14 protein-coding genes are annotated in these 13,411 nt (G+C 38.8%); 6 read left to right on the top strand and 8 right to left on the bottom strand.

Annotated features, from left to right (window positions below; translation table 11 throughout):
* Positions 1 to 98: 98 nt before the first annotated feature.
* The 4 genes from JN11_RS04205 to JN11_RS04190 form a co-directional block, all read right to left on the bottom strand.
* Positions 99 to 308 (bottom strand): helix-turn-helix domain-containing protein, encoded by a 210-nt coding sequence (locus tag JN11_RS04205; RefSeq protein WP_144909937.1) that lies wholly within the window; start codon positions 306 to 308, stop codon positions 99 to 101.
* Between the two features lie 72 nt (positions 309 to 380).
* A complete protein-coding gene (locus tag JN11_RS04200) occupies positions 381 to 1,067 on the bottom strand; it encodes a metallophosphoesterase (RefSeq protein ID WP_144909935.1) in 687 nt (228 codons plus the stop codon).
* 147 nt (positions 1,068 to 1,214) lie between these two features.
* Positions 1,215 to 2,444, bottom strand: a complete 1,230-nt coding sequence (locus JN11_RS04195) for a site-specific integrase (protein WP_170227687.1) — start codon at positions 2,442 to 2,444, stop codon at positions 1,215 to 1,217.
* 26 nt (positions 2,445 to 2,470) lie between these two features.
* Positions 2,471 to 2,758, bottom strand: a complete 288-nt coding sequence (locus JN11_RS04190) for a helix-turn-helix domain-containing protein (RefSeq protein ID WP_144909931.1) — start codon at positions 2,756 to 2,758, stop codon at positions 2,471 to 2,473.
* Between the two features lie 446 nt (positions 2,759 to 3,204).
* On the opposite strand from JN11_RS04190, the gene JN11_RS04185 reads away from it, so the two are divergent.
* A complete protein-coding gene (locus JN11_RS04185; RefSeq protein ID WP_144909929.1) occupies positions 3,205 to 3,618 on the top strand; it encodes a helix-turn-helix domain-containing protein in 414 nt (137 codons plus the stop codon).
* 202 nt (positions 3,619 to 3,820) lie between these two features.
* On the opposite strand, the gene JN11_RS04180 is transcribed toward JN11_RS04185, so the two are convergent.
* Positions 3,821 to 4,117, bottom strand: coding sequence for a hypothetical protein (locus JN11_RS04180; protein ID WP_144909927.1), 297 nt, complete (start codon positions 4,115 to 4,117; stop codon positions 3,821 to 3,823).
* 873 nt (positions 4,118 to 4,990) lie between these two features.
* Here JN11_RS04180 and JN11_RS04175 point away from each other — a divergent pair.
* From JN11_RS04175 to JN11_RS04160, 4 genes are all read left to right on the top strand, one after another.
* On the top strand, positions 4,991 to 5,626 hold the full coding sequence (locus tag JN11_RS04175) for a Crp/Fnr family transcriptional regulator (protein WP_144909925.1): 636 nt from the start codon (positions 4,991 to 4,993) through the stop codon (positions 5,624 to 5,626).
* 350 nt (positions 5,627 to 5,976) lie between these two features.
* Positions 5,977 to 6,369, top strand: coding sequence for a hypothetical protein (locus tag JN11_RS04170; RefSeq protein WP_144909924.1), 393 nt, complete (start codon positions 5,977 to 5,979; stop codon positions 6,367 to 6,369).
* A gap of 78 nt (positions 6,370 to 6,447) precedes the next feature.
* Complete coding sequence (locus JN11_RS04165; RefSeq protein WP_144909922.1) at positions 6,448 to 6,903, top strand: MauE/DoxX family redox-associated membrane protein; 456 nt, start codon at positions 6,448 to 6,450, stop codon at positions 6,901 to 6,903.
* Positions 6,904 to 6,918: 15 nt separating this feature from the next.
* Positions 6,919 to 7,203, top strand: a complete 285-nt coding sequence (locus JN11_RS04160; protein WP_144909920.1) for a hypothetical protein — start codon at positions 6,919 to 6,921, stop codon at positions 7,201 to 7,203.
* 59 nt (positions 7,204 to 7,262) lie between these two features.
* Here JN11_RS04160 and JN11_RS04155 read toward each other — a convergent pair whose 3' ends face one another.
* From JN11_RS04155 to JN11_RS04145, 3 genes are all read right to left on the bottom strand, one after another.
* Positions 7,263 to 7,784: a TlpA family protein disulfide reductase gene (locus JN11_RS04155; RefSeq protein WP_170227686.1), complete on the bottom strand. Its 522-nt coding sequence runs from the start codon at positions 7,782 to 7,784 to the stop codon at positions 7,263 to 7,265.
* A gap of 137 nt (positions 7,785 to 7,921) precedes the next feature.
* Positions 7,922 to 9,304, bottom strand: coding sequence for a RagB/SusD family nutrient uptake outer membrane protein (locus JN11_RS04150; protein ID WP_144909916.1), 1,383 nt, complete (start codon positions 9,302 to 9,304; stop codon positions 7,922 to 7,924).
* An 18-nt stretch (positions 9,305 to 9,322) separates the two neighbouring features.
* On the bottom strand, positions 9,323 to 12,517 hold the full coding sequence (locus JN11_RS04145; RefSeq protein WP_144909914.1) for a SusC/RagA family TonB-linked outer membrane protein: 3,195 nt from the start codon (positions 12,515 to 12,517) through the stop codon (positions 9,323 to 9,325).
* A gap of 682 nt (positions 12,518 to 13,199) precedes the next feature.
* Here JN11_RS04145 and JN11_RS04140 point away from each other — a divergent pair.
* Complete coding sequence (locus JN11_RS04140; RefSeq protein WP_144910510.1) at positions 13,200 to 13,409, top strand: helix-turn-helix domain-containing protein; 210 nt, start codon at positions 13,200 to 13,202, stop codon at positions 13,407 to 13,409.
* Positions 13,410 to 13,411: the final 2 nt, after the last annotated feature.

The raw sequence follows: 13,411 nt of genomic DNA, 5'->3' as shown, positions 1-13,411 counted from the left end.
CGTGAGAGATTTGTAAAATATGAAATAAAACAATTAATTTCGCTGTGCAAAGCATATATGCTTTGCACTACTTTTGTTTACAATTAAGGAAAATTTTTTTAATCAACAAGATCCCGGCTGTTTACGGGCGCTAATTCATGGCCGAACATACGTAGCACCTGATTTACTTTCTCCAAACTCAAATTTCCTTTTCCCTGCTCGATCTTTCTAATTACGGTAAGGCCAACGCCCGATTTCTCAGCTAATTGTTTCTGAGTAATGTTCACATTTCGGCGCTTTTCTTTTACAAACTTGGCTGAGGTTTTCATGAATTATATGCAATTACGTATAAAACGGCAAAATCAAACATATTTATATGTAATTGCATATAATTAAACTCTTCAGATATCAATCTCATGAAAATAAGTCATGGTATCGAGTACGTCGATGAACGTTGATGACTTACCTATTTCCTGTACAAATTCCGGCTTAGGAATTACCGTATGACCAACAATTTGATGATAACCGTTCAGCATATCTGCGATCAATTCTTTCCGGTCTGCCCAGGTGATACCACCGGGACCTTCACCACCACGGCTACTACCTGCCTGGTGAAGTATCCATCGTTGTGACGTGTTTTCGGCCTTATTAATTAAGTCTGCAACTGTGTCATGTTCATCCGCTATTTGCTGAACTAACCGAAGCTCTTTAAAATCTTTGTACCATTTATTAGTTATACCTGCATGGGATATGATAAAGTTTTCCCGCTGATAAGCCACCTTAAAGAGATCACGATTCTCATTAAACAGAAAACTAAGAGAACGCTGCATAGTTGGACGAAATCCCGAACATAGATAATGCGGGTAATGAAGATATTGAACATCATGATTACCGAGCAGCAATTCGACCTTTTCAAAGTTTTCGCGTTTAAGTTCAATAACGTTTTGCAGATTTTGATAAATGAATCTGTCCGGTAATGTCCAGTGATCGACGTAATCTCCTACAAAAACTACTTTATCATAACTACTTATGTCAACTTCCTCCCAGATATCTTTACCATGAAGGTCTCCTATAATGAGGTGTTTCATATTGAAGAAGTTAAAAGTTCAATAAAATAAGATACCGGACCATCGATAAAAAGCACTATGCATTTTTTGCATGTTTGATTAATCATTGTTTTTAAATTTAAAGTTTAGTAATAAATAATAAAGTACCAGCCAGCTTGTCTAAAATTCTTATCCGAAGTCATCTGATAAATAAAGCGGCTGGCCTTGATATAGCTTTTTGAGCTTCCGCATATCGCGGCTGACTTTTGTATCCGTTACCCTCGCATAAATTTGCGTAGACCGGATATTCTTATGCCCCAACATTTGACCAACCGTTTCAATAGGAACACCATTGGTTAGGGTGACTGTAGTAGCAAATGTATGCCGGGCGCAATGAAAGGTCAGGTATTTACTCCAGCCAAGCGCCTTGGTAATTTCCTTTAAGTAGGCATTAGCCTTCTGGTTACTCATTTTTGGTAAAATGAAATCTTCATCCAATATCCGCGGATAATCCTTATAGTGATCCATTAACCTTAACGCGGGGCTTAAAAGCGGGACACGTACCCGGTTGTTATTCTTTACCCGGTGGGTTTGTATCCAAATACCTCCATCTTCCCCTTTGACAATATCCGCTGTTGTCAACTTTGCCGTGTCTGCATACGATAGTCCGGTATAACAGCTAAACAAAAACAGATCTCTTGCAATATGTAAACGCTTGCGAGACAATTTTTTCTCCGCGAGTTGTTGAAGTTCGTCACTGGTCAGGAACTCCCGGAATACTTCTTCGGTTTTGGCACGATAAGCAATAAACGGATCTTGCTTAGCCCAACCGACCTCGATTGCGATCTTTATCATTGTCCGCAATTTTTTAACGATTTGCACGGCTGTATTGATCTTCACACCGTAATCCGTTTTAAGGTAATAGTCAAAATCTCTCACGAAACGGTAGTCGATCTTGTCCAACCGAATATCGTCACTTTGAGTGCGCAGCAGGATGAAGCGTTTTAATATTCGAAATGCCGCTTTATACTTTTGCAACGTACCGGCTGTGTAATCCTTTCCGATCAACCCGGCAATCTGGTCTGTGTGATAAGTCCAAATATCGGAAAGCATCTTAGGCGGTTCCAATTCTTCACCCTGCATCATTTTGCGGATATGAATTGGTCCAAAATCTTTTCCTGACAGGAATAAATCCTGCCTGGCAGCGAATGCCCTAGCATTAAGGGTATCCAGCCAACTATTTACCGAACGCGCATTCTCTTTATTACCTTTCATTCTACCGTTATTGCGTTCCCAATCTACATGCGCACATCTTCGCCCAGTGGACCATTCCTCCCGTTTACCATTAACCGTAATCCTGATATAGATCGGAATTAAATCACTTTTTTTAACTTTTGGCGCTTTAAGAAAAAATAACACCTTGAATGTTTGCGATCTGGCAGGTATTAAGGATTCCTCTTCAGATTTTTTTTTTCAGGGTTGGCCAACATTTTATCAATATCCTCAGTCTTATAAAAGAAGATGCTGCCTGCTTTACGGTAACTAAGCATGCCGTTTATACGCAGGTTTTGTAAAGTGCCGGTTGAAATGTTAAGCAGCTTTCGTACATCCTTGCTTCGTAACCATTTCTGCTGCTGCAGGCCTTGCGATTCCTTAACCGGCTTAAGAAATTCGAATAATTCTTGTTTGAATTTTTGCAAGTCCCTTTTTGTAAGCAATTCGTCAGGAGTCATTTAATCGGTTTTTAAATTAGTCATTGGGAAGCTATCGGGTTTACATTCTTTCTTTCCATAAGTTCATTTGTTTTCGCAGTGAAGCTTGTCTATTAACTCTTTTAACTCCTCCCTGATTTGTATAGGGCGTTGCTCTGACTCTTTAGTGAAAGGATCGTTTTGTCATCATTGACTATAATATGGGTGGTAAAATCGCTTAGATTCCCTTCTTCCAGTTTAGGGTGGCTTAAAAGTATTTCCGCTGCTGTTATGCCGGTTATTTATATGATAACGATTATCGTTGATATGATAAATATTGATATTGTTGATGATTACTTCCATGACGTATTGACTTTATTTTTCAATCAAATTTCCACCAATTATGCTGTGTACAAAACCCAAATCATGGGTATTTTACCCGTTATTTGGTTATTTTTACCGACAGGAAAACTTTGTATATTTGAGATATGGAAACAACAGCTAAACCATCCACTAACCATATAGGGCGTAAAATCAGCCGTATTCGCGAACTTCGGGGTATTAAGCAGGAAACATTGGCCTCTGAATTAGGGGTTAGCCAGCAATCCATTTCCCGCATGGAACAGAGCGATGTTTTAGAGGATGATATTTTAGAAAAAATCGCCTTGGTTTTAGGGGTAACTTCTGAAGCTATCCAAAACTTTAGCGAAGAAGCTGTGGTTAATTATTTTAATACTTTTAATGATAATAGTTTCAGTAATAGTAATGGAACTTTTCATGCTAGTAATTGCACTTTCAACCCATTAGACAAACTAATGGAAGTCATAGAAGAAAATAGAAAACTGTACGAGCGTTTACTTCAAGCTGAGAAAGAAAGGAACGAATTTTTGAAAAGTAAATAGTCGTCGTTTATAGGCTTTACCATAAAAAAGGGGAGCCAATTTCAATGCTACTTCCTTCCTTAATATCAATCTAAGATCACGCCCTACCAGCACTTCATTTTTTCCAAGTTACCCTTTGCCAATTTCTGCTACTTATCTGCTTGCCCCGCCTGTGTTTGAGCTGCCGTAATCGCGTCCTGCTTTTCCATTTCTTTTTAGCATGTCATAGAATAAGGGCAGATTTCTTCAATTTTTGTAGAAAAACAAACCCTGTTTTAGGATTATATTGTAACAAAGCAAGGCCAGCGATAAATAAAAGTAATAATAATCCTAAATATTTGAATGAATCTTTGCCTCTTCCTGGCTTACTGCTCTTAGAAGTTTCCAGCCTTTCTTTTATATAAGCTATTGTCCATTTTAATAACCTTTTGCATAAATAACCGGAAGCAGCAAAACTGTCAAGGGCAGTGCAATCCAATAAAAAAACAAACACGTCTGCATTGTTATGAACCTTTGACAATTTTGCCGCGGTGCTAATTTTGCGAATGTGGCTGTGCCTTTGGAAGGACAGAATACGGCTAGCCGCTGAAAAGCGGACAAAACGGCCCGCTTGTGTACCCTTGACATGTTATTCCGGTGTGGGCTATCTTTGCTGTACTAGTGAATACAGACCGTTTTTAGGAATGGCCGAAAGCAAATCTGTTAGGAGCACAGCGACTTTCAGTTTTGCTGCGCGGGCGCGAAGGCTGACAGCGAATGAACGTAGTGTGATAACACGTGGTGCAATGAGCTGTCTGCCGTAGCGCCTTTGACAAGTTATCCCAGTGACAAATCCTATTAGCTACGGTTTTAAATTATTCGATACGCTTTTAGCATATCCCGGCTAAGCCGCCGAGATTTATAGGTGTAAACAAAAAAATGTGGCCTAAAATATTCTGGGAAATTAGGGGTGTATTAGGGTAGTACTTTTTTATGTCGATTTTCTGTAAAACCCAATAATTAAACATTCAGTTTTACTTTTTCCCGAGCTTTTCAATGAATAATGGAGATAAAAAAGGAGAAAATCTTAAAATTTTCTCCAAAATGCTGCTACCCTTTTACTACTGTTTTGCTAACTGCAAAAACTTAAAATTTGTTGGTAAATAAGGATGGAAATTAACATTTATTAACAGATTAGTTGACAATTCTTGGATTTTTAATACGGTAATCGTGTTAATTTAATACGGAATGTCACACTTATTGTGCTTTTTGTCCACTTATTTTGTATTAAACGACATGTGCGATTGTAACCTATCGGCTTGATAATGCCTTTGTCGGCAAAACAACTTTAATGCGATAGTTAACGAACATACTAATTGAGAATTAATTTAAAATAGACGTAGCTGCTTTAATTATGAACATAGATAAACAGGAAAGGATCAAGAGCATATTCCGCAGGAAGATTCTCCCCGTGTTTATCAAACTTAATGGCTCCGTTCCAGCTGAGTTAGAAATTGCTATTATTGAGAAAAGCAATATTATAACGGCAGTAAAAGATCAGTATATAGCAGAAAGTGGGGAAGCCGAAGACGGACACCTGATCTATTTTGAAAGCGGTATCGCCCGTTGTTACTATTATGATGCTACAGCTGATAAATTTATTGTTACCCGGATTACCAAAAAAGATGATGTCTTGATCGATACAAACGCTTACCTGTATGGTTCAAGGCAGACAGATAACATCCAGATGCTGGAAAGCGGAACATTGATAACGCTTAGTTACGCAAACCTGAAATTAATATTGGCTGGATTTCAAACCATGTATCCTACCTTTTTGTATTTCCTGGCTGAAAGAGAAAAACAGCATTCTGCCTATCAACACCTCTTAAAGTCAAGCGTGGAAGAAAGGGTAAGGATATTCTTAGCAGATAATCCCGGCATAGCTACCAGAATCAATAATGACCATATTGCCAGTTATCTCGATATGAGCAGGACAACGTTTAGCAGCGCCTATGCGAAATTCCGGGCCGACAATGCTAAAAATAGTTAATGCAATTATCTCTTCGGGTCACCTTCTATAGATAAATCCAAGAAATTTTCTGTCGTGTAGCCGACATTAAATTGTAGTCCAAACGACACCCAAATGTCCCCCAAACTACTTCAAAGTGTTTTCAACAGGACAGCTATAATTTCCAGCCTTATCTACCTTCGATAACATCATATCAATATAACACATCCAGAATTTTAAACCAGAGCAACAGACGAATGGCTGTTGTTTTAAAACATAGGGAGTACCGATTTTCATACCGCCCTTTCCGGGCGTTGAAGCATTCAGAACTAAAATGACAGTCCCTAGGCCTATAGCTGTCATTCATGTAAAAACCGGACGGTACTGGTGAGTTGAACTCCGGGTCGGATGCAGGGAACGCGCGGACGGCGATAAGTCCTAATCAGCAAAAAGGGCAGGTGGCACCCCGGTTGGTAGCCGTTTTATTAATTAACAGGAAAAAGAAAGGTAAGCAGATGAAGACGTTGGATGCAGAAAGGATCAGGGACATTGCGGAGGAATTTACTTCAAAGGCAATGCTGGCCGCTATGGCAACGCTTTGTATCCGCTTCTTCATGGCTTGCATGACGGCATCAGTAAGATTTTACACAATGACCGAAATGACTTCCTTTAGCTGTATTTACGCCCAAAAGAGAATTGTTAACCGAATTGTTCATCATCGCAAGTTTGCTTTGTTTCCGGGTTACGCCAAACATAATTGTTCAAATGAAAATCCAAACCTGTAGCAGGTACAGATTTTTAAGGTAGCCTCAAACCTGAAAGAAAGGCCAAAATACATCGATGAAAAACACAATATTTTGGTTATGGACAGCATTATCAGTAAAAAGCAACGGTTCCGGCTTACCAATAAGGGGAAGGACCGATTAATTTTGGCTATCTGCTCGCTCTGCATATTTTTATTTTTATATACCGCCTGTGCAAAGCTTATGGACCATGGCAGATTTCTAAATGGTTTATACCATGTCGAAGTTATTGGCCGCTTTGCGTTTTATATTTCCTGGCTTGTTCCCTTAGCAGAGATTTTAATAGCTATTTTACTGATCATTCCGCGAACTCTAAAATTGGGCCTTTACAGCTTTTTAGGCCTAATGATACTATTTACGGTTTATATTTTAAGTGTGCTGTTATGGGCGAGTAAGCTTCCATGCCATTGTGGTGGTGTCATCGAAAAATTAAGCTGGACACAGCATGTATGGTTCAATCTTACATTTATTGCGCTTGCCGTATGTGCACTCCGCTTACTAAAAACAAAAGATTAACTTAAATAATATCAAATGAAAAACTTACATAAACTTGTCTTAGGCCTCATGGTAGGTGCTATGGCAATCAGTTTCAGTGCATTTACAAATGCCAAAACTAATACACGTTTAACTACTTATTATTACAACGCGGGTGAACAACCATGGAGTTCTACCGGTGGTCTTCCAGCTGACCAAAACTCGTCGCACTATTCTACAGTTTCTGGTTCGCCAAGCTGTAATCAAAGTACAAATATTTGTACCTACAATCTTGTAAGTGGGAAATTTGAGCAGGCAACTGAAGGGACGATTGATAATTAATAATGTAATTAATGTAGGATGATTAAACGTCATCCTACATTTTCAAATTGTCTTTAGCATTATTTACCATTCTTTAAATAGCCCTTGATAAACTCAATCAACTTTTCCGGTTGATCGTTACCTGAATAGTCAGGTCTTGGTAGATGGTCTGATATTAACTTTCCGGAAGGATCTATAAATAGCAATTTGGGGTAACTATTCCCAGGATTATACTTTTTCAGAAAATCGTTATTAAAACCACTGCCCCCTGTATAAAGGCATATAGTGCCGGGTGCGGGCCAGTATTTTCCAGCCCATGGATTCGATTTAGATGGTATAGCATTATTAGTAATGCTTGCTATCCATTTGTCTTTGTTAACGTCAACGGAAATACTTAGAAATATGATGTTTTCGTTTTTCATCTTTTCATGAACAATCCTTAATGCTTTGTTCGCATAAATACAAAATCCGCATCCTGAATACCATAAATCTACCAGGACATATTTCCCTCTAAAGTCCGAGAGTCTTACAGCTCTGTCAGATGTATCTTTAAAGGTGTAATCCAGCATTAATGTATCATTGGTCCTATTACCAATCTTCATTTGTTGGGGCTTTATCCTTTTTGAAGATGGATTTGCTGGTAAACAGTAGCTTGAATTTGAATGGAGACAACTGAATGTTAAGCATATAATGAATACGTATTGAATTATATTGTGAAGTTTCATAATCGGGTTTTTAATTATCTATCGTTTTGTTGAATGCCAGAAAAGGTTATTACATCAGGCGGAATGGGTAACGCGTAACGCCGATCATTTGGCGGTAGCGTATAAGTTGTTCCGTTTAAATTGCGGGTCAGGGTGATGTTATATCCTTCCTTATTCAAGCGCCGGATATCATTCCATCGTAAACCACGCAGCACCAATTCCTTTCTCCGCTCTTTTAAAATGGTATCCAAGAGTGCAGTCCCCTGGAGATTCGCTTTTGGAATATAGGTGCCGGTTTTCCATCGGGTCACCAGCAGCGTGTTCAGATCGCCCAATGCTCTGGAGGTATTATTTGCCCGTGCAAAGCACTCTGCTCTTGTCAAATAAAGTTCATCGGTGATAATTCCATTTGAAAACAGGCTTTGTCCTGAATATCCACGTTTCTTATTGATGTATATCCCATTTTGTGCAAAATAAACCACCTTCCTCAAATCATTGATGTTATAGGATTGGTATAATAAGGTGTCTATTGAATATCCCTGTGATGATTTAAGATACGATGTAGGATCTGCTGATATCAATAAATTTTGATAAACAGTTTCGCTGTTCGTTGAATTAAATGGAAGGCGGGCCGTGGCATCTACCGTGTTATAATCTATCAATGTATTTTGCAGTTGTAAAGCACTATCTGCATATAAGCCTGCTTTTGAATAATTCCGCATGGTTAAATAGACACGGGACAGGAATCCGAACACAGCCGTTTTTGATGGCCTGTTTTGATAGATTGGTGAGGTATTATTGGTCAATAAAGACCTTGCCTGTATGACATCTGATAGAATCTGATCATAGGTCTGTTTAACAGTGGGCCTGATGGTTGGCGCATTGATATCCGCTGTCAACCGCAACGGTATGCCCAATTCCGTATTAAAGGTTACGCTATCATAAGGTAGTGCGTACACCTGCGCCAGGTCGAAAAACATCCAGGATCGCATAAATAAGGCGCTTCCTTTTATATTGTCATAAGTAGCGCTATTTGATCCATTTCGACTGATGCCATTAAGTTGCTGCAATACAACGTTGGTGTACAATACCTGGGTATAGGGCATATCCCAGTCTGAGATATTCCCTTTACCTGCGAAAATTTCCTTCGCCCAGACATAACTATTGGAGAAATAGGGGGCAAATTCATTATACCAGCTATTGTATGTCATATAGTAATCATCTGATGAGACCTCGCCCAAAGAAGGGCTTTCATGAATAGAAATGGTGTTGTCTAACAGTAATTGCAAATCGTTTAATGAAGTAGGCACGTCCAAATTTGTAGCTGGCTTTTTATCCAGGAAGTCCTTTTTACAACTGGTAATCAAAAACAGGCTGCATAAAAACAGCATTGCATTTATATATATTTTGGTTTTCATCTTTAATCCGTTTAATTATTAAAATCCTACTTTTAATCCTAATGAATATGTCCTTGGGTTAGGATATATATTGCCGCTGCCATTTGGAAGATAATCCGGGTCTATACCCTCTTTATTAGCTTTCCAAAGTATCCCTATATTATTGATATAGGCGTAAATCCTGATGTTTGAAAAAGGCAATTTTGGGAATTGCTTCTTATTAATATCATAACCTAAACTGACATCCTTCAACCTGATGTTATCCGCATTATCTATCAAAATATTTGAGTACTGATAAACCTGATCCCTTAAAGGATTGTCAGGATATATCATAGCAGGTATATTGGTCCTGAATTGATCACCTGGCTTTTGCCAGCGATTAGCAAAATCTGCATCGGGCATATAGGCGGAACCTGAAAATAATTGGAAATAGTTAATGGAAGGCCGCCTGAAATAATACCCCAGTTTATAGGTAATATTTACGGACAGCGAAAATTGCTTCCATGAAAAATCGTTCCGTAAACTCCCATACTTGGTAGGAGTTGCAGACCCTACATATTCGAGGCTAGATAAATTGGTGGAATTATAAATACCGCCGTAATCCTTACTTAATTTTCCCTCTAAATAAACCTGCGGATCGCCTACATTATCTAATCCGCCCCATTTAAATGCATATAATGAATACAAGGGGTTCCCTACAATAGGATTTGTCAGGCTGATTTCGTCAGCCACTGTCGTTGGCTTGAGTAAGTATTTAGTGATCTTATCTTTGGTAAGACTAAAAAGAAGTGTGGTATGCCATTTAAAATTGCCATTGATGTTGGTAGAATTGAGTACAACATCTACGCCTCTGCCAGTCATGTCTGCAGAATTGCCCGTGAATTTGGATACACCGGTTGTAGGATCTACTAAACTTGTTCCAATCAGATCAGTGGCTCTTTTTACATAATAATCGATGCTTCCGCTTAGAAATTTCTTGACGGTAAAGTCCGCGCCGAAGTTCGTGGTATTAACCCTTTCCCATCTCAGGCTTGGATTCGGTGGATTTAGTAGGATATTGTAAGGCGCATTATAGATATTGTTGGCTCCTGCTTCTGCTGTAGTTAAAGAAGAAAGAGCATTATCCACATTGCCTTGGTAACCATTTGTAAGCCTCAACCGAAGATAAGGAAGCCAGCTAATGTGATAAAAAGGTTCTTTGTTAGCTTCCCAACTGCCGCCGACTGACCATAAGGGAATACCTTTTTGATTTGTTGCGACACCAAACAGATTTGACTCATCTTTTCTTGCACTTGCAGACAGTATATAGCGATCTTTAAAGGTATAGGCCATGTTTGAAAAATAGGATAGAAACCTATTGGTCGTACCTAATTGAGCTATATTAGAAAAAATTGAATTCACATTACCGCTTGGCATTAATGCATAATAAGTACTGTAATCCATCGATGAACTTGAACCTAAGTCACTGTAACCATATAAGCGGCTGGTGGCATAATCTGTATTTAAATCCCGGACTTCATATCCTGCTAATGCAGACAGGTTGTGAACTTCATTCCATGTGTGCGTATAGTTTAACTGTCCCCTGAAATCCTGTGAGGTGGTGGTTTGAATGGCCTTATCCAATATCGCGCCTAAAGGGACAGACCTGGCGTAAGTATCAGTAGTCGGATCATACTGCGTAAACTGGTTGATATAATCCCTAGCATAAAAACTATTGGCATCATACAAATTCTCCTGGTCGGAATTTCCCTGATCAAACTGGTATTGAAGGGATGCATTCAATCCGGCTATAATATGATACCGTAAACTGGCATTAATACGGTATTCGTTTAACGTGGCCGTGTTATTATTTAAGGCCAACTCGTCCAGCGGGCGGTAATTCCAATCCAGTAAATTTCCATGCCCTACAGTATCGATGTACTCTTGCCGATATTCATAAGGGGCAGCTGCATTCCCGTTCGCATTCTTTAGTTGTAAATAAGGATACGGTGAACCAATATTCGTTATGCCGTTATTGTAGGTTATATTCTTGTTGTAATAAATCGCGGTGGCTAATTCTAATTTCTTATTTAAAAAGGTATAAGTGTTCGATCCGCTAATGCTGATCCTGTTAAAATCATTGCGGGTAACATTTGTCAAATCTTTATCAAAACCTGCGCTGAAATAATAAATGTTGTTGTTACTGCCACCTGAAATGTTGAAATTATATTGCTGATCGACTGCTTTACGATATAGGTATTTCGACTCGTCGTTCCGGGTATCCTGCCCTTTATATTGATTAACTATTTTCGCTGAATCCGCCGCCGATATTAACCCCCTTCTTCTTTGGTCAAGCATATCAACAATAGGCGATACGCCCGGATAAGCGGTGCTGGTCAGATTATAATCGTAATTACCCTGTGCAAATAAATATCCTTCTACACCGATATAATGCGCAGAACTTAATCTCGGTGCATAGAAAAGATTGGGTTTAGCAGATACTGTTATATTACTATTGAACTCCACTTTAGGCCCTTGGTTATATTTGCCTTTTTTTGTAGTGATAACAATAACACCATTGCCGGAAAATGCCCCCCATATCGCGGCTGCAGCCGCATCTTTCAGTACGGTGATCGATTCTACATCATTTGGATTAATAGAAGAAAGATCGCCGTCGTAAGGGAAATTGTCTACTACAATTAAAGGGTTGGGGTTTGCACTTATTGTACTGTTGCCACGGATGGTAATCGCAGATTGATTGCTGTAATTGTTACTATTGCTATTAAAAATAAGCCCGCTGGTAACACCATTTAACCGATCTAAAATACTGGTGCTTACGCTTCGGTTTAATAATTTATTATCAATCTGGTCAAATGACCCGGTAGCCTGTTCTTTGGGCAGAGATTGATAACCTGTTGAAACAATACTGACCTCATTAAGAACGCCCAGGTTCGTTGAAAGAATGACTTCTAAGGGGGCGTTATTAATCGAATTAAAGGGAACCTTTAAGGTTTTATATCCCAGGTAAGTAATTATTAAAGCCCCTTTGGACACATTTGATATAAGGGTAAATTTCCCGTCTTTATTGGTTGATGTTTTTATTCCGCTTGATTTGATATAAACAGTTGCGCCGTATAGCGCTTTATTGGTAGAAGAATCTATTACGCTTCCGGTAAGCTTTACTGTAGACTGCGCCTTCGCCCGGAAAAAAAAGCAAAGCGTGGCCAGCACTATAAAAAGTATAGTTTTTTTCATGAAATTTCTTTAGTTGAGTTGATTAAAAAGATTAGTCAGATAAGACTATAAAAAGGGAAATGGCAACCTGAAATTGCTATTAACTATTAAGCTGATCTTAGGTTGCCGTTTGTCCTGATATTTATTCGGGAGCACAAATAATATTTTTTAACAAGCTTTTTAAGGAAAGATAATAGTCTAAAAGAAAAATCAACCCGCCGAGCTTTGAGCAGGAGATTTTTAGTTTAAGTAATAGCTTGTTTGGTGACTTCATCGTTTTGATTTTTATCAAAACCTCAAGCCAAATTGGAGAACGAAACTCCCGAAGGAGCCGGGCACTACTTTTTGATTCGTCTACACAATGGACCGCTTAGGACGGCTCTCCCGAGGGAGATACTACCCGAAGATAGCACCAGACACAAATCGCAAGCAGGCCCGGACCCCCAGGTATATAGGGTTTCCGGACGCTCACTTACTCCTCTTTGTGTCTTAAAGTTCCTAAGCTTGTGTAGACGTGAGGCTCTGGTGAGCACCATAATAATTACAAAATGATGCTTCAAATTTATAAATTAATTCTAATGCTATAATTTGTTACATGATGTAAAGGTAATGAGTATTTTTTTCAATAGCAAATTTGCTATTATTTATTTTGATTCATAGATGTCTATTTGTTACTGTGAAATATTTAAAAGATCAGGACTTTATGGACCAGTTCGGAAGAAAGCTAAAAAAGGCACGTGAGGCCAAAGGTTTGTCTCAAGAACAACTTGCGTTAATCACAGAAATTTCACAAAGTCAAATAGCCAGAACTGAACTCGGTCAAGTTAATACAAGTATAAGTCACGTAGCAACTTATGCCAAGAAGCTTAATATCGATGTTAGAGAGTTATTTGATTTTTCTGATCTAGAATAGTT

Origin of the sequence: Mucilaginibacter frigoritolerans, from assembly GCF_007830615.1 — a bacterium.
In the GTDB taxonomy this organism is placed as follows: Bacteria; Bacteroidota; Bacteroidia; order Sphingobacteriales; family Sphingobacteriaceae; genus Mucilaginibacter; species Mucilaginibacter frigoritolerans.
This window is presented reverse-complemented; position numbering and strand designations above follow the sequence as displayed.

Bases quoted from the DNA above. Each gene is read 5' to 3' on its own strand.
- JN11_RS04205 (WP_144909937.1), bottom strand. From the start codon at position 308: ATGAAAACCTCAGCCAAGTTTGTAAAAGAAAAGCGCCGAAATGTGAAC.
- JN11_RS04200 (WP_144909935.1), bottom strand. From the start codon at position 1,067: ATGAAACACCTCATTATAGGAGACCTTCATGGTAAAGATATCTGGGAG.
- JN11_RS04190 (WP_144909931.1), bottom strand. From the start codon at position 2,758: ATGACTCCTGACGAATTGCTTACAAAAAGGGACTTGCAAAAATTCAAA.
- JN11_RS04185 (WP_144909929.1), top strand. From the start codon at position 3,205: ATGGAAACAACAGCTAAACCATCCACTAACCATATAGGGCGTAAAATC.
- JN11_RS04175 (WP_144909925.1), top strand. From the start codon at position 4,991: ATGAACATAGATAAACAGGAAAGGATCAAGAGCATATTCCGCAGGAAG.
- JN11_RS04165 (WP_144909922.1), top strand. From the start codon at position 6,448: ATGGACAGCATTATCAGTAAAAAGCAACGGTTCCGGCTTACCAATAAG.
- JN11_RS04160 (WP_144909920.1), top strand. From the start codon at position 6,919: ATGAAAAACTTACATAAACTTGTCTTAGGCCTCATGGTAGGTGCTATG.
- JN11_RS04155 (WP_170227686.1), bottom strand. From the start codon at position 7,784: ATGAAGATTGGTAATAGGACCAATGATACATTAATGCTGGATTACACC.
- JN11_RS04150 (WP_144909916.1), bottom strand. From the start codon at position 9,304: ATGAAAACCAAAATATATATAAATGCAATGCTGTTTTTATGCAGCCTG.
- JN11_RS04145 (WP_144909914.1), bottom strand. From the start codon at position 12,517: ATGAAAAAAACTATACTTTTTATAGTGCTGGCCACGCTTTGCTTTTTT.
- JN11_RS04140 (WP_144910510.1), top strand. From the start codon at position 13,200: ATGGACCAGTTCGGAAGAAAGCTAAAAAAGGCACGTGAGGCCAAAGGT.